The sequence below is a fragment of the Bradyrhizobium sp. UFLA03-84 genome, from assembly GCF_002289535.1.
GTDB lineage: Bacteria > Pseudomonadota > Alphaproteobacteria > Rhizobiales > Xanthobacteraceae > Bradyrhizobium > Bradyrhizobium viridifuturi.
Window position 1 is genome coordinate 478,775 of record NZ_NSJY01000016.1, and the last position, 16,016, is coordinate 494,790.

14 protein-coding genes are annotated in these 16,016 nt (G+C 64.1%); 8 read left to right on the forward strand and 6 right to left on the reverse strand.

Annotated features, from left to right (window positions below; all coding sequences use genetic code 11):
* The first annotated feature begins 5 nt into the window (after positions 1-5).
* Positions 6-1,208 carry an amidohydrolase family protein gene (locus CK489_RS32305; RefSeq protein WP_095735142.1) on the forward strand — a complete coding sequence of 401 codons (1,203 nt, stop codon included), beginning with the start codon at positions 6-8 and terminating at the stop codon, positions 1,206-1,208.
* A 159-nt stretch (positions 1,209-1,367) separates the two neighbouring features.
* Positions 1,368-2,102 (forward strand): TetR/AcrR family transcriptional regulator, encoded by a 735-nt coding sequence (locus CK489_RS32310; RefSeq protein ID WP_095735214.1) that lies wholly within the window; start codon positions 1,368-1,370, stop codon positions 2,100-2,102.
* A gap of 152 nt (positions 2,103-2,254) precedes the next feature.
* Here CK489_RS32310 and CK489_RS32315 read toward each other — a convergent pair whose 3' ends face one another.
* From CK489_RS32315 to CK489_RS32335, 5 genes are all read right to left on the reverse strand, one after another.
* A complete protein-coding gene (locus CK489_RS32315) occupies positions 2,255-3,847 on the reverse strand; it encodes a gamma-glutamyltransferase family protein (RefSeq protein WP_095735143.1) in 1,593 nt (530 codons plus the stop codon).
* A gap of 178 nt (positions 3,848-4,025) precedes the next feature.
* Positions 4,026-4,913 (reverse strand): 2-hydroxy-3-oxopropionate reductase, encoded by an 888-nt coding sequence (locus CK489_RS32320; protein ID WP_095735144.1) that lies wholly within the window; start codon positions 4,911-4,913, stop codon positions 4,026-4,028.
* 25 nt (positions 4,914-4,938) lie between these two features.
* Positions 4,939-5,724 carry a hydroxypyruvate isomerase gene (gene hyi, locus CK489_RS32325; protein ID WP_095735145.1) on the reverse strand — a complete coding sequence of 262 codons (786 nt, stop codon included), beginning with the start codon at positions 5,722-5,724 and terminating at the stop codon, positions 4,939-4,941.
* Between the two features lie 38 nt (positions 5,725-5,762).
* Entirely contained in the window at positions 5,763-7,550 is a 1,788-nt protein-coding gene (gcl, locus tag CK489_RS32330) for a glyoxylate carboligase (protein WP_050625689.1), read from the reverse strand.
* A gap of 182 nt (positions 7,551-7,732) precedes the next feature.
* A complete protein-coding gene (locus tag CK489_RS32335) occupies positions 7,733-8,581 on the reverse strand; it encodes an IclR family transcriptional regulator (protein ID WP_095735146.1) in 849 nt (282 codons plus the stop codon).
* A 230-nt stretch (positions 8,582-8,811) separates the two neighbouring features.
* On the opposite strand from CK489_RS32335, the gene CK489_RS32340 reads away from it, so the two are divergent.
* The 5 genes from CK489_RS32340 to pyk all read left to right on the forward strand — a co-directional run bounded on the left by CK489_RS32340 (position 8,812) and on the right by pyk (position 14,020).
* Positions 8,812-9,225: a CBS domain-containing protein gene (locus CK489_RS32340; protein ID WP_095735147.1), complete on the forward strand. Its 414-nt coding sequence runs from the start codon at positions 8,812-8,814 to the stop codon at positions 9,223-9,225.
* Positions 9,226-9,311: 86 nt separating this feature from the next.
* Positions 9,312-10,328, forward strand: a complete 1,017-nt coding sequence (locus CK489_RS32345; protein ID WP_095735148.1) for a 2-dehydropantoate 2-reductase — start codon at positions 9,312-9,314, stop codon at positions 10,326-10,328.
* A gap of 5 nt (positions 10,329-10,333) precedes the next feature.
* Positions 10,334-11,116 (forward strand): fumarylacetoacetate hydrolase family protein, encoded by a 783-nt coding sequence (locus CK489_RS32350; RefSeq protein WP_095735149.1) that lies wholly within the window; start codon positions 10,334-10,336, stop codon positions 11,114-11,116.
* Positions 11,117-11,177: 61 nt separating this feature from the next.
* A complete protein-coding gene (gene oxlT, locus CK489_RS32355) occupies positions 11,178-12,539 on the forward strand; it encodes an oxalate/formate MFS antiporter (RefSeq protein WP_245350568.1) in 1,362 nt (453 codons plus the stop codon).
* A gap of 65 nt (positions 12,540-12,604) precedes the next feature.
* On the forward strand, positions 12,605-14,020 hold the full coding sequence (pyk, locus tag CK489_RS32360) for a pyruvate kinase (RefSeq protein WP_095735150.1): 1,416 nt from the start codon (positions 12,605-12,607) through the stop codon (positions 14,018-14,020).
* A gap of 377 nt (positions 14,021-14,397) precedes the next feature.
* Here the strand turns inward: pyk and CK489_RS41525 are convergent, their stop codons facing one another.
* Complete coding sequence (locus tag CK489_RS41525; RefSeq protein ID WP_157860845.1) at positions 14,398-14,547, reverse strand: hypothetical protein; 150 nt, start codon at positions 14,545-14,547, stop codon at positions 14,398-14,400.
* A 409-nt stretch (positions 14,548-14,956) separates the two neighbouring features.
* On the opposite strand from CK489_RS41525, the gene CK489_RS41530 reads away from it, so the two are divergent.
* Positions 14,957-15,109 carry a hypothetical protein gene (locus CK489_RS41530; protein ID WP_157860843.1) on the forward strand — a complete coding sequence of 51 codons (153 nt, stop codon included), beginning with the start codon at positions 14,957-14,959 and terminating at the stop codon, positions 15,107-15,109.
* Positions 15,110-16,016: the final 907 nt, after the last annotated feature.

Sequence of the window (16,016 nt, forward strand, 5' to 3'; positions counted from 1 at the left end):
CTCAATTGACCGCCATCGACACACTGTTTCAAAACGCTCGGCTGACTGATGGCCAGCTGGTGGAAATCGCCGTCAGCGGCGGCAAGATCGTTGCCATCTCGCCGTCCCGGCAAAGTTACGGCGCGGTCGGCGATACCCATGATCTCGGCCGGCGGCTGGTGCTTCCCGGCATGGTCGAAGGCCATATCCACCTCGACAAATGCTTCATCGGCGACGACTGGAAGCCGCATCGGCCCTGCACCGCGGGCTTCAGCGTGCGCGAGCGCGTCAAATTCGAGAAGGAAGCGCTCGCCGGCGCGAAGCCGATCGCCGTTCGGGCAGCAGCCCTGATCGACCTCTGCGTCTCGCAAGGCACGGCGCACATGCGCAGCCATGTCGATGTCGACACCGCGGTCGGCCTGCGGCATTTCGAGGCGATCGCCGCCGCGCGGCAGGCGCATCGCGAGAAGGTTTCAATCCAGATCGTCGCGTTTCCCCAGAGCGGCATCCTGACCTCGCCCGGAACGGCCGCATTGCTCGAGGACGCGGTTCGCTCCGGTGCCGACCTGATCGGCGGACTTGATCCAGCAGGCCATGATGGTGACGCCGCCAGACATCTCGACGTCGTCTTTGGCATCGCGGAGCGGCACGGCGTCGGCATCGACATTCACCTGCATGACGGCGGACTGCAGGGCATCTCGGAGATCGAGGAAATCGCCCGACGGACCAGGGCGTCGGGCCTTGGCGGCAAGGTCGCGATCAGTCATGCCTACGCGCTCGGCGAAGTGGCCGCCGACGTCGCTCAACGGACCGCGCAACAGCTCGCCGAATCCGGCGTTGCCATCTTCACCAATGCTCCGGGCTCGCACGCATTTCCGCCAGTGCTGCTGCTTCGCGACGCCGGCGTCAACGTGTTCTCCGGCAACGACAACATCCGCGATTCCTGGTGGCCCTACGGCGACGGCGACTTGCTCGAACGCGCAATGATGGTCGGCTATCGCTCCGGGTTCAACACCGACGATCAATTGGCTGCGGCCTTCGACATGGTGACGGCCAACGCGGCGCGTGCGCTCGGCCTCAAGGATTTCGGCCTCACGGTCGGCGGGGCCGCGGATTTCGTCGTGCTGGATGCCCGGCACGTCCAGGAAGCGGTGGTCGCGCGTCCGAAGCCGCGCGATGTCTACAAGGCCGGCCGGCTCGTCGCGCGTGGCGGCGTGATGGCGACCTAAGGCGCCGGAAGCAGTGAACAGGGAGGAATCGCCCTTGACGAACAGCCGCAATGCCGATCTCAATCCGGGCTGCTTGCGCCGGGAACTGGTCCGCTGCCCTTTGTGGCCGGATGCGGCCGTGCCTTGCGTGACTACCCGAGCCCAGGCAAGGTTGACGCCGTGACAGAGACAACAGCACAGACCAGCCCCACCCGCAGCACCCGCGGAAAACGCCCGCGCGACTCCGCGCTCACCAAGGAGGCGATCCTGCGCGCGGCGACCTTCGAGTTCTGCCACAATGGCCTCGGGGGTGCACGCGTCGAGGCCATCGCGCAGCGCGCCAAGGCCAACATGCGCCTGCTGTACGCCTATTTCGGCGACAAGAACGGGCTCTACATCGCGGTCCTCGAGGACGTCTACACCGAGATCCGCGCCGCCGAACAGCAGCTCAAGCTCGATGATCTCGAGCCGATCGCCGCCATGAGCGAGCTGATCGATTTCACCTTCACGTTCTTCGGGCAGCACCAGAACTACATCGCCCTGATCAACACCGAGAACCTTCAGCGCGGTCGCAACATGCGCAAGTCGCGCAAGATCGCCGATCTCACCTTGCCGCTGGTCGCAAGCATCGAAAGCATCCTGCGGCGCGGCGTGGCGGCCGGCCTGTTTCGCAGCGACGTCGATCCGATCCAGCTCTACGTCTCAATCACGGCGATGAGCTATTTCCACGTGTCCAACCGCTACACGCTGTCGGCGATGTTCGACAAGGACCTCGGCGATCCCGACTGGCTTGCGCTGCGGCGCGAGCATGCGCAGGACATGATCCTGACCTGGCTGACGGCTCCCGCCGGGGAACGCAAGTACAAGTCCACAGGATCGAAGGCAACCGCGCAGCCCCGCAAGCCGTCGCGCTAAAGCGCGATGAGATTGGGTTGAATCGTCATCGCGCTTTGGCCTTTAGTTTGCGCATGATCCTTTCGGAAAACCGCTTCGCACTTTTCCGGATCATGCTCTAGCGGGCGAAACGCACGAGGCCATCTCGTGCGGCTCGCTCGCTGTGACGGCCCTCAGCGGGTCGCAACGACGCCGTCGCTGCGCGGATCGCTGGCCCCTTCCATCAGACCATCCGGATGCCAGACGATCGCGCCGGCGTGTCCCATGAACTCCTCGAACGGGCCGGTCACCTGAATGTCGTGGCCGAGCGCGCGTAGCCGCTCGATGATCGCCGGGTCGAAGCGGGATTCGATCTTCAGATTGTTGTTTTCCTCGCCCCAGGTGCGGCCGAGCAGCCAGCGCGGCGCGGTGATCGCCGATTGCAGTTCCTGACCGTGCATGGCGTAGCGGCTGAAGATCGCGGCCTGGGTCTGCGGCTGCCCCTCTCCGCCCATCGTGCCATACGAGATCAGCCGCCCATCGCCGAGCTCGGCCATCGCCGGCTGGATCGTGTGAAATGGCAGGCGTCCCGGGTCCAGCCTGTTGGTATCGCTCTCGCCGAGGCCAAAGCTCGTCCCACGGTTTTGCCAGGTGACACCGCTCTCGGGCAGGATGACGCCCGAACCAAACTCCCAGTACACGCTTTGAATGAAGCTGACGCTGAGCCCATTGCGATCAGTCGCCGCGAGCCACACCGTGTCGCCCTGCTTGGACGGATCGGGCCACGATGCGGCGCGCCGGTCGGACACCGTCTCGTGAAGCGCGGCCAGCGACTGCTCGGACAGGAATTCAGCAGCCGGACGCTTCATGTAGTCGGGATCGGTGACATGGCCGTTGCGAATCCGGAACGCGGCCTTGGTGCATTCGACGAGCCGGTGCAGATGATCGACGCCGTCGGCCTCCCCGGCCATGCGCCGGGCATAGAGCGCCAGGATCAGCAGCGAAGCCAGCCCCTGCGTCGGCGGCGGCATGTTGTAGATCTTGTGTCCGGACACCTCGACCGAGAGCGGCGTCACCAGCGACGCCTGATGGCGCTCCAGATCGGCCAGCCGCAGCGGGCTGCCCACCCGTTCGAGGTCGGCCGCCATCGAGCGCGCCAATTCGCCGCGATAGAAATCAGTGAGGCCCGCCTTCGCCAGCCGCCGCAACGTCTCGGCGACGCGAGGCTGGCGCAGCCGCGCACCGACCGCAAGCGGAGCGCCTTGCGGCAGATAGACCTCGGCATAGCCGGGCACGTTTTCGAGCTCATGCCGCTTCTTGCCGATGTTTTCATGCAGCGTGCTGGTGACGGCGACGCCGTCCTCGGCATGCCGGATCGCGGGCTCGAGCAGCCGCGCCAGCGGCAACCGGCCGTCATGACGATCACGGCTGAGTTCATAGGCCTTCTGCCAGCCGTCGACCGTGCCGGCGACGGTGAGCGCAGCGAGCGGGCCGCGGCCGGGAATGCTGCTGCAACCGCGCGCGCGATACCAGTCGCGATCGGCCGCCATCGCAGAGCGCCCGCAGGCCTGGATCCCGACCGGCATCGAACCGGCGCGGCCGACGAGCCAGAAGCTGTCGCCGCCGAGCCCGTTCATGTGGGGATAGACCACGGCAATCGTCGCGGCCGCGGCGATCATCGCCTCGATGGCGTTGCCCCCTTCCGACAACACCGCGAGTCCAGCCTGCGCCGCGAGGTGGTGCGGCGCGGTCACCATGCCGCCATAGCTTCGTTTTGTCTGCAACATCAGCCCGTTTCTCCAAGTCCGGTATGTAATAATATTTTTACTTACCGTGTCAAGGAGCTAAAGATCCTTCCCTCGGATGCAGGGTTCGTCGCCTGGCGCGACGCCCCCTCACCCGCCGGACCAGCATAGCATCGCCAGAGGCCGGCCGTTGAAGCTCATCCAATCCGCTGCATGAGGCTCAGGCAGCCGCGACCTCGTGGCCGGCCATGACTTCCAGCGCCTTCAATATCGCCGAATGGTCCCAGGCTTTGCCGCCGAGGGCGGTACAGGTGTTGAACAATTGCTGGGCGGCTGCCGTGCCTGGCAGCGACAGCCCGAGTGCCCGCGCGCCTTCGAGCGCGAGGTTGAGATCCTTCTGATGCAGCTCGATGCGGAAACCTGGATCGAAGTTGCGCTTGATCATGCGATCGCCGTGCACTTCAAGGATCCGGGACGACGCGAAGCCGCCCATCAGCGCCTGGCGCACCAGCGCCGGATCTGCGCCCGCTTTGGAGGCGAACAGCAGGGCCTCGCTCACCGCCTCGATGGTCAGCGCCACGATGATCTGGTTCGCGACCTTGGTGGTCTGGCCGTCGCCATTGCCGCCGACATGGGTGACGTTCTTGCCCATCGTCTCGAATACCGGCTTCATCGCATTGAACGCCCGCTCCCGCCCGCCGACCATGATGGTCAGGCTTGCCGCCTTGGCACCGACCTCACCGCCGGAGACCGGCGCGTCGAGGTAGTCGGCGCCGAGCGCATCGATCTTGCGGGCAAAATCCTTGGTCGCCAGCGGCGAGATCGAGCTCATATCGACCACGATCATGCCTTTGGAGACGCCCTCCGCGACGCCGCCCTCGCCGAACAGCACGGCTTCGACATGCGGCGTATCCGGCACCATGATGATGACGGCGTCCGCTTCCTGCGCGACTTGCTTCCCGGACTCGCATGCAACACCGCCGGCCGCAATCAGCTCCGACGGAATGTGTGCGACGTCGTACAGGAACAGCCGATAGCCGGCAGCCAGGAGGTGGCTCGCCATCGGACGTCCCATGGTGCCGAGCCCGATGAATCCTATGTCTTTCATGTGGTGATGCTCCGATCAGCCTGATTCAAGTCACGAGCGTCTGCGCGGCGTGCCAGGCAAGGCTCTCGAGCGTGGTCGTCCGCGGCTTGTATTCGCATCCGATCCAGCCGCGATATCCGATGCTGTCGAGATGCTTAAACAGATAGGGATAGTTGATCTCGCCGGTGCCCGGTTCGAAACGGCCCGGATTGTCGGCGAGCTGGACATGCGCGATCCGGCCGAGATGCTTTTGCAGGGTCCGCGCCAGATCGCCTTCCATGATCTGCATGTGATAGATGTCGTACTGGATGAACAGATTGGGTGAGCCCACGTCGGCAATCAGCTGCACTGCCTGTTCCGTCCCGCTCAGGAAGAAGCCGGGAATATCGAGCGTGTTGATCGGTTCGATCAGAAGCTTGATGCCATGCTGCGCGAGAGCGCTGGCGGCGAAGCGCAGATTGGGCACCAGGACTTCGCGCAGCTCCGTCGCGTCCGCGCCCGCCGGAGCGATACCGACCAGGCAGTTCAGCTGCCGGCACTCCAGCGCCTTGGCGTAGTCGATCGCGCGCACCACGCCGTCGCGAAATTCATCGACCCGGTTGCGCAGGATCGCAATGCCCCGCTCGCCGGCGGCCCAATTGCCGGCCGGCAGGTTGTGCAGCACCTGGGTCTGCCCGCAGCGCGACAATTCCTCCCGTAATGCGCCCTTTTCGAACTCGTAGGGAAACAGATACTCGACGGCATTGAAGCCGGCGGCCTTGGCGGCTGCGAACCGGTCGAGGAACGGCAGCTCGTTGAACAGCATGGTCAGGTTGGCGGCAAATTGAGGCACGGGTCGGATCTCCGCTTGGGCAGCGCTGGATGATGTCGTCAGGCCGGCAGCAAGGTGCCGGATCGTTGTGCGCTCGGCACGTCATCGAGCGGAAGGTCGAGCACCTCCTCGAATTCGACGATGTTGTCGATCTCCGTTCCCATCGCGATGTTGGTGACCCGTTCCAGGATGAACTCCACCACCACGGGCACGCGGTGCTTCGCCATCAGCTCGCGCGCGGTCGCGAATGCGGCCTGCGCGTCGTTCGGATCGGTCACGCGGATCGCCTTGCAGCCGAGCCCTTCGGCGACGGCCACATGGTCGACGCCGTAGGCACCGATCTCGGGCGCGTTGATGTTCTCGAACGAGAGCTGGACGTGATAGTCCATGTCGAAGCCGCGCTGCGCCTGCCGGATCAGCCCGAGATATGAATTGTTCACGACGACGTGGATGTAGGGCAGATTGAATTGCGCTCCGACCGCGAGCTCCTCGATCAGGAACTGGAAATCGTAGTCGCCCGACAGCGCGACGATGTCGCGATCGGGATCGGCGGCACGCACGCCGAGCGCGGCCGGCAGTGTCCAGCCGAGCGGACCGGCCTGTCCGGCGTTGATCCAGTTGCGCGGGCGATAGACGTTGAGGAACTGGGCGCCCGCGATCTGCGACAATCCGATCACGGTGACGTAGCAGGTGTCACGGCCGAACGCCTTGTTCATCTCCTCGTAGACGCGCTGCGGCTTGATCGGGATGTTGTCGAAGTGGCTCTTGCGCAGCATCGATCGCTTGCGGTCGCGACACGCCGCGGGCCAGGCCTGCCGGTCGCGCAGCTTGCCGGCCTTGCGCCACTCCCGGGCGACGCTCACGAACAGTTCCAACGCGGCCTTGGCGTCCGACACGATGCCGAGGTCCGGATTGAAAACCCGCCCGATCTGCGTCGGCTCGATGTCGACATGGACGAATTTGCGCCCCTTGGTGTAGGTCTCGATCGAACCGGTGTGCCGGTTGGCCCAGCGGTTTCCGATGCCGAGCACGAAATCGGATTCGAGCATCGTGGCGTTGGCGTAACGATGGCTGGTCTGCAGGCCGACCATGCCGGCCATCAGCGCGTGATCGTCGGGAATGGCACCCCACGCCATCAGCGTCGGGACCACCGGCACGTTGACGGCTTCGGCGAAGGCGACCAGGAGCTCGGATGCATCGGCGTTGATCACGCCGCCGCCGGCGACGATCAGCGGCCGCTCCGCGGCGTTGAGCATCTCGAGCGCCTTCTCGATCTGCTTGCGCGTCGCCGTCGGCTTGTAGACCGGCAGCGGCGAATAGGTCTCATCGTCGAACTCGATCTCGGCCAATTGAACATCGAGCGGCAGGTCGATCAGCACCGGTCCCGGCCGCCCCGACCGCATGACATGGAAAGCCTGGCTGAACACGCGCGGCACCAGCGCCGGCTCGCGTACGGTGACGGCCCATTTCGTCACCGGCTTTGCGATCGACTCGATGTCGACGGCCTGGAAATCTTCCTTGTAGAGCCGCGCCCGCGGCGCCTGTCCGGTGATGCAGAGGATCGGAATAGAATCCGCGATCGCCGAATAAAGACCGGTGATCATGTCGGTTCCGGCGGGGCCCGACGTGCCGATGCAAACGCCGATGTTGCCCGCGTTCGCCCTCGTATAGCCCTCCGCCATATGCGAGGCGCCTTCCACGTGCCGCGCCAGGATATGTCGGATCGAGCCGTTGCGCTTCAGTGCGGAGTAAAGCGGGTTGATCGCGGCGCCGGGAACGCCAAAAGCGCAAGTGATCCCCTCGCGTTCAAGTATGCGGACTGCCGCATCCACCGCTCGCATCTTCATGTGATGATCCCGCTTCGCTATGAGTTGGCCTGAGCAGGATCATCAGCGCCACGACCATCGATCTCAACGCAATCGATGGGATTTTCCACGCTGTGGCAGCGCTCGCGATTTCTTGCCTATCTCCAAGCGATTAGCGCCGACGACGAAATGGAAATCGGCAACGACGGGAAAGCCGGCGGCGCTCACGCCTGCGGCTGCGCAGGGCTGCTGCCGCGCAGCTCCGCCGTGAGCTCGGCTGCGATCTTGTGCACGGTGGCTCCGATCTCCGGCAGGCGTTCGTCCGTCATCCGATCCGCCATGCCCGATACCGAGACCGCAGCGAACGGCTCGCTGCAATCGTTGAAGACGACCGCGGCCACGCAGCGCAGGCCGAGCCGGGCCTCTTCATCGTCCACCGCATAGCCCTGCCGCCGCACGATCTCCAATTCCCTGAACAACTCGCCCGGTCGAATGATCGACTTTTCGGTCAGGCGCGGCATGCCGCGACGGCGGATGATCGCATTGATGTCGGCATCGGAATACGCGGCGAGCACCGCCTTCCCCACGCCCGAAGCAATCAACGCGACGCGCCCGCCAACCTTGGTCAGCGAGCGCATGATCTCCCGGCTTTCGATGCGGGATACGACGATGATGGATTCATCGTCGACCACAGCAAGATTCGCGGTTTCCCTGGTCTGGTCGCGCAGCTTGCGCAGATAGGGCAAGGCCCGCGCGGAAAAATTGCGCCGGCGCATGAACGTCGAGCCGACCACGAAGCTCTGCGCACCGATGTGCCATTTCGACTCCTCGCGGTCGAACTGCACGAACCTGCGATTCTCCAGCGTCGTCAGCAGCCGATGCGCCGTCGACGGCGGCAAGCCGATGCGGATCGCAAGATCGGTCAGCCGATAGCCTTCGTCGTCCTCTGCAAGCGCTTCCATGATTTGCAGCGCGCGATCGACGGATTGAACGCCGCCATCTCGTGCGTCCGGATCCGGTTGCGCGCGAACATCGGGATCGGACGGCTTGCGGCGGATCGGCTCTCTTTTCATGACGACCTGACCCTAACCGGTTGTGGTTCAGAACGAAATCGCTTGCCGGCAACGAGCGCCGGAATTGGCATATGGCATACCAAAAGACATCGAAGTCAAGGCGACAATACTGGCGAATAGGTCAGCAATTGTGCCGTTCTTATCGAAGAATGCTTCGATTCTTTTGTTTGACTTCTGGGATAATGTATACCACGATTGTTTCTTAACAACCCAATCGGGAGGACCATGCCATGTTCGTCGGGGACATCCTTCGCACCCACCGTGCGCCCGCGGTGACGATCGGCTCAAGCGAAACCGTCAGCATCGCGGCGAACCTGATGTACGCCAGCAATGTCGGCGCACTCGTGGTCAGGAACGTCTCGCGCAGCGTCGACGCTGCCGTAGTCGGAATGTTCAGCGAGCGCGACGTGGTCGCCGTGATCGCCGAGCGCGGCACTGGTGGCCTCGCCGCAAAAATCGCGCAGTTCATTTCGCCGCGGCCGCTGGTGTCCTGCACTTCGCAGCACACCCTCACCGAGGTCGAGCACCTCATGGCCCGTCACGACGTCCGCCATATCCCGGTCATCGACAACGGCCGGCTCGTCGGCGTCGTGAGCATGCGGGACATCAGCCTTGCGTTCGAGGAAGCCGAGTGCGCGGCCTGACGGACGTTCCGAAAACCATTGCCATGTAACCCGGCTCGAGCCGTTACGGCTCGTAGTGTGTCCCCACTCTGCTCGCGAGGATTTTCATGAAGATCTGCATCTACGGCGCCGGTGCCATCGGCGGCTATCTCGGTGTCGAATTGATGCGCGCTGGCGCCGATGTCAGCCTGGTTGCACGCGGCGCGCACCTCGCCGCGATGCGGCAGAACGGCCTGAAGCTCCTGATCGGCGAAGAAGAGCGCGTGGTGCATCCTCGTTGCACCGATAATCCCGCCGAACTCGGCGAGCAGGATTACGTCATCATCTGCCTCAAGGCGCATTCGATCACCGGCGTCATCGAACCGATGCGCCCCCTGCTGGGCGAGCGGACCCGCATCGTCACCGCCGTCAACGGCATTCCCTACTGGTATTTCTACAAGCATGGCGGCCGGCACGAGGGATCGACGCTCGAGAGCATCGATCCCGGCGGACGGCAGTGGAGCGAGCTTGGCGCTGGGCGCGCCATCGGCTGCGTGGTGTACCCGGCGACCGAGATCGAGGCGCCCGGCGTGATCCGTCACGTCTACGGCAACAACTTTCCGCTCGGCGAGCCCTCCGGCGAGGTCACGCCCGACGTCCAGCGCCTGTCCGAGCTGTTCACCGCGGCGGGCATGAAGGCGCCGGTCCTCGACCGCATCCGCGACGAGATCTGGCTCAAACTGTGGGGCAATGTCTGCTTCAACCCGATCAGCGCCCTCACCCACGCGACCCTCGACGTGATCTGCAGCAATCCCGGCACGCGCGCGCTGTCCCGGGCGATCATGCTCGAGGCCCAGGCGATCGCGGAAAGCCTCGGCGTCAAGTTCCGGGTCGATGTCGAACGCCGCATCGAGGGCGCACGCAAGGTCGGCGCGCACAAGACCTCGATGTTGCAGGATCTCGAACGTGGACGTCCCGTCGAGATCGATCCGCTGATCACCGTGGTGCAGGAGATGGGCCGGATGACTGATATTGCGACGCCCGCCCTCGACGCGGTGCTCGCGCTGGTCGCGCAACGCACCAGGCTGGCCGGTCTCTACGACGGGGCGGCCGGCGTCGAAGCACGCTCGCTTGCGGTGGCGTGATCGCGATGGCCAATGTGACGCGCTGGGTCCGCTTCCGCCACGATACCGAAATCGGCTTCGGGCAACTCACTCCGTCCGGCATCTCCGTGCACGCAGGGGAGATGTTCGGCGACACACGACCGACCGGACGGACGTTGGCGCTCGACGACGTCGAGCTGCTGGCGCCGGCCCAACCAAGCAAGGTCATCGCGCTCTGGAACAACTTTCACGCCCTTGCGGCGAAGCTGAAATCACCTGAGCCGCCCGAACCGTTGTACCTGCTGAAAGCTGTGACCAGCGTGACCGAGCCCGGCGCCGTGATCACGCGCCCGGCGGGCTACGACGGCAAGACGACCTACGAAGGCGAGCTCGGCATCGTCATCGGCAAGCGCTGCACGGCGGTCACCCCCGAACAGGCCGACGCCTTCATCTTCGGTTACACCTGCACCAACGATGTCACCGCAGCGGACATCCTCAATCGCGACCCGACCTTCCCGCAATGGGCGCGCGCGAAGGGCTTCGACGGATATGGCCCCTTCGGCCCCGTCATCGCCTCGGGCCTCGACCCCGCGCGCCTCGTGGTGCGCACCATCCTCAACGGCGTGGAGCGCCAGAACTATCCGATCGCGGACATGATCTTCAGCGCACAGGCGCTGGTCAGCAAGATCTCGCACGACATGACGCTGTTGCCGGGCGATCTCATCTGCTGCGGGACCTCGATCGGTGTCGGGGTGATGAAGGAGCCGGTCAATACGGTCACCGTCGCGATCGACGGGATCGGCGAACTGACCAACGAATTTCGTCAGTAGGCGGCGGCAGGACGACGGCCCGACGCCGGACCAAACGACCACACCTGCTTTGGGAGCGCACATGATCTCCAGCACGAAACCGGCAACGTCGCCCGGCGGCTTCCGTTGGCTGCAGCTTGCGATCGGCATCGTCTGCATGGCGATGATCGCCAACCTGCAATACGGGTGGACGCTGTTCGTTGATCCGATCGACGCGCAATTTCACTGGGGCCGTCCGGCCATCCAGCTCGCCTTCACGATCTTCGTGATGACCGAGACCTGGCTGGTGCCGGTGGAAGCATTGTTCGTCGACAAATACGGTCCCCGCATCGTCATCATGTTCGGCGGGCTGATGATCGGATTGGCCTGGGTGCTGAACGCATTCGCCGCGTCTCTCGTCATGCTCTATGCCGCAGCCATTGTCGCGGGCATCGGCGCCGGCGCCGTCTACGGCACCTGCGTCGGCAACGCGCTGAAATGGTTTCCGGATCGGCGTGGCCTCGCCGCAGGCGCGACCGCCGCCGGATTTGGCGCGGGCGCGGCCCTCACCGTCGTACCGATTGCCAACATGATCGCCGCCAGCGGCTACCAGAGCACCTTCCTGACGTTCGGAATCGGGCAAGGCCTCACGGTTCTGCTGCTGGCCTGGTTCGTCCGTCCGCCTGAAGGCGTCGAGGCACCCAGGAAGAAGCAGCTCAACCTGCCGCAGAGCGCGATCGACTACACGCCGCCCCAGGTACTGCGCGCCCCGATCTTCTGGGTCATGTACCTGGTGTTCGTGATGGTGGCCTCCGGCGGACTGATGACCGCCGCGCAGATCGGGCCGATCGCCCATGACTTCAAGATCGCGGATACGCCGGTTACGCTCGCGGGCTTCCAGATGGCGGCGCTGACCTTTGCCATCTCGCTCGATCGTGTCCTCGACGGTTTCGGCCGCCCATTCTTCGGCTGGATCTCCGACACGATCGGCCGCGAGCACACGATGTTCATTGCGTTCGCGACGGCGGCGCTGATGCTGCTGACGCTGTCCGTCTACGGTCACATTCCGGTGGTCTTCGTGCTCGCCACGGCGGTCTATTTCGGCGTGTTCGGCGAAATCTACAGCCTGTTCCCGGCGACGTCGGGCGACACCTTCGGCGCCAAATACGCAACCACCAACAACGGCATGCTCTACACCGCGAAGGGCACCGCGGCGTTGCTCGTCCCGCTCGCGAGCATCATCTCCTCGCAGTTCGGCTGGCAGGCCGTGTTCATCGTCGCGGTGGCGCTCAATGCCACCGCAGCCCTCACGGCGTTGCTGGTGATCAAGCCGATGCGGCGCGCGTTCATTCTCGGCAGCGAACGGACGGCTGGCGTTACAATCGCCCGCGCAAAGCCAGCCCTCGGCGAAAATGATCTATTGGAGGCACCGGCGTCTTACGAAGGTCTCAAGAAGACGCCATAATACGAGACTTATCGGCCGGAGCCTCACGATTGGTTGCAGCCGGCAAACCAGCAATGAGGTGACCCATGCGTCGTCATCGACGGGCCAAGATCGTCGCAACCGTCGGCCCTGCGAGCAGTTCCCCCGAGATGCTCAAGGCGCTGCTGCTGGCGGGCGTCGATACGTTTCGCCTGAACTTCAGCCACGGAACCCAGACCGACCACGCGACCGTCCACGCCGCGATCCGCAGACTGGAACAAGACGTCGGCCGTCCGATCGGCATCCTGATGGATCTGCAAGGCCCGAAGATCCGCGTCGGGACCTTGCGCGACGGCAAGATTACCGTGGCGGCCGGAGAGACCATCCGGTTTGTGCTGTCCGGATCGGAAGGCGACCGAACCTCAATTCCCCTGCCGCATCGAGAAATCTTTGCGGCGGTGGCCCCTGGCCACGACCTTCTGATCGACGACGGCCGGGTGCGGGTTCGCGTCGCCGGTCTCGGTGACGATTTCATCGAGGCCAAGGTGATCGTCGGTGGCACGATCTCGAACCACAAGGGCGTCAACCTGCCGGGGACGGTGCTCGATCTTTCGCCGCTCACCACCAAGGACCGCCTCGATCTGGAGTTCGGCCTGAAGCTGGGCGTCGATTGGGTCGCCTTGTCGTTCGTGCAAAAGCCGTCCGATATCATCGAGGCGAGAGCCCTCGTCGGCGACCGCGCCGGCCTGATGGCCAAGATCGAGAAGCCGGCGGCGCTCGAGCGGATCGATGATATCATCCAGCTGTGCGACGCCATCATGGTCGCGCGCGGAGACCTTGGCGTCGAAATTCCGGATGAGGACGTGCCGGGACGTCAGAAGGAGCTGGTGCGGGCGTGCCGTCTCGCGGTGAAGCCGGTGATCGTCGCCACGCAAATGCTGGACTCCATGGTCGCCGCGCCGACGCCGACGCGCGCGGAGGTCTCCGACGTTGCGACCGCAATCTACGATGGCGCAGATGCCGTGATGCTGTCGGCGGAGTCCGCGACGGGCCGCTATCCGCGCGAGGCCGTCGAGATGATGGATCGCATCATCCGCAGCACCGAGCAGCACAAGATGTACCGCTCGATCGTCGAGGCGACCCAGCCCGGCGAGGAGCAGACGCCGCCGCATGCCGTCGCCACGGCTGCTGCCGACCTCGCCTCCGTGATTCACGCCGCGGCGATCGTGGCCTACACGTCGAGCGGCACCACCGCCGCGCGCGTCGCACGCAAGCGGCCGAGCCTGCCGATCCTCGCCATCACCCCGAGCCGCGAGGTGTCCCGCCGCCTCTGCCTGCTGTGGGGCGCCCACAGCGTCCTTTCCGACGATGTCGGAAGCTATGAGGAGATGGTCGAGCGCGCAACGGCCCTCGCGCACGCAGAGCAGTTTGCATCAAGCCGCGACCTGCTGGTCGTCGTCGCCGGCATTCCCTTCGGGCAAGCGGGAAGCACCAACAATCTGCGAGTGGTTTCGCTCCCCTGACGGGGCGGCGCCCGAGGCTCAGGGCATGGCGCCATACCAGATCACGAGCGCGAACATCACCAGCAGGACGACAGTGATGATCGCTTCGCTCGTCGGTATTCGCTTCATGGGCCGCCTCCGCGCGCGGGAGCGGGATGCTGCGACGGGGCGGTGGTTCAGATCAGCGCAACACCGCCCGCTTAAAATGCATGCGAACGGTGTCGGCCCTAGCCCCAGGAAGGAATTGCAAAATCCCGGTAGCCACTAGGGTTGCACATCGGGGCAGAGAGTTCACGTGACGATCGGCATACTCCAAAGGCTGTAGAGATCGCCGACCGCAAGGGGCGTCATTGATACCTAATCCTGGCGCCGGCAGCGCCGCTCGCGCGATGCTGCCCTTAGCGCCACGACCCGTCCGGCCCAAGGGGCAAGGTCGGATGGTCGCGGTTGTTCTCGTCGGGCTTGACCCTGAACCCCTGTCGAAACGCGAACCAGATAAAGCCGCCCAGCGCGGCCACACAGATCGGCGCGAGAATCCAGTCGGGCATGTCACGGTCCTCCGGTCTACCGACAGATTGGTCGTCGCTATCCTGGGCCGAGTTCAATAAGGAGGCCGCACGCCGTTGCGGCGCACCCCGCCAGGCACTCGGCGAGATCTGGAAGCACCGCGCAGCGCGAACCAATGCGCGGATTCTGTCCGAGGGAGCAGCAGCCGAGACCGTGCCGCAAGTGATTGAAAATACTGGAGTGGGTGAAGGGAATCGAACCCGGAATGGCTATGTGGCGGGTTGGCGACAGGATAAGCGAACGATACCTGCCAATCTTGGCCGGCCCGAATTGGTGCCGGTCTCCGATGGCGTCTCACGAAGTCATTGGAACATGCCCGTAGGCCGCTCCATTAACCTTCGATTAACCATGAGGGCGCCACCCTCCTGACCCCGTACCAAGGAGTCGCAAATGGCAATGTTTCGAATTCAACTCGCCGACGGCGAAAAGAGCCTCAAGACTGACCTCAAAGCGCTCAACGAGGACTCGGCCCGTAGCGTGGCAGAGAAGTGGTTCGACGGGGCTCGTTGGCGAATTGTCGCCATTCGACGCTTGGCCGACTAAATCGCCTCCGTGCCTTGCGAGAAACCCGAGTTTCGGAGCTTCTCTGGTTGCGTCCAACCGATGCGGGCGTGCGTACGGTTAGCAACTCAAGCTTATCCCGCGGGGCATCCAACCAGGTAAGCTACTGCTGCAAGGTGGAAGCCCGTACTGGCTGCAAGTCTAACGACCGCGTGTATCGCCGGCCTCCTCTACCTCATTACAGTGCACGTTCAATCCGACGGTTGCCGTAGCGTCGTCAAGGCGAGGCTGCCTAACCGCCTCTCGCTCGCGAGCAGACTGAAGGGACCAAACGAAATCGCCTCTTTGCTTTGCGATGCCGGTACCATCATTGTCGAAGCCTCAAGATCCATGGGTCTGCTTCGCGTTTCAGCCTACGGCAAAGTTGGCGAAGTCTGCCAATCGAAAAGGCTAATCGGCGACGGTAACGCCGCGCGCCTGGGTTATGGTGCGCTCGGAGGGCGTTCGCATTGGGTCGCCCAGCTCTCAACTTGAGAACTCGCAAACGGGCGACCGGTGCGAGTCGTTGAGAGAGTGGCGCACAATCAGCCAACAATCGGATTTGTGCATGCGACCGTCGGGCAACCCACGGCATGAATTACCGAGCCTGTCGTGTGTCGCTAGCGCAGGAATGCCACCATCAATAGCATCGTAACCAGAGCATATGTGCTCGTGATGGTGATGCCTAAGTACAGTCGTTCCATAGCGGCCCTTCCTGTCCTTTGAGGTGCCGCCCCCTCGCCCTTCAACCTACTGCCGAGCCACACATCGAGCAGTTGAAATTTCGACTTACAGTGGCTCTACGGGCAAGCCATAGGGGTTAGTCTCTGCTTGTTCGCACCCGGCTGTTCGGCTTGAAACCCGGAAGTGGGGTCGCCCGTAACTTGGAAACGGACGACCCCTGCCGGTC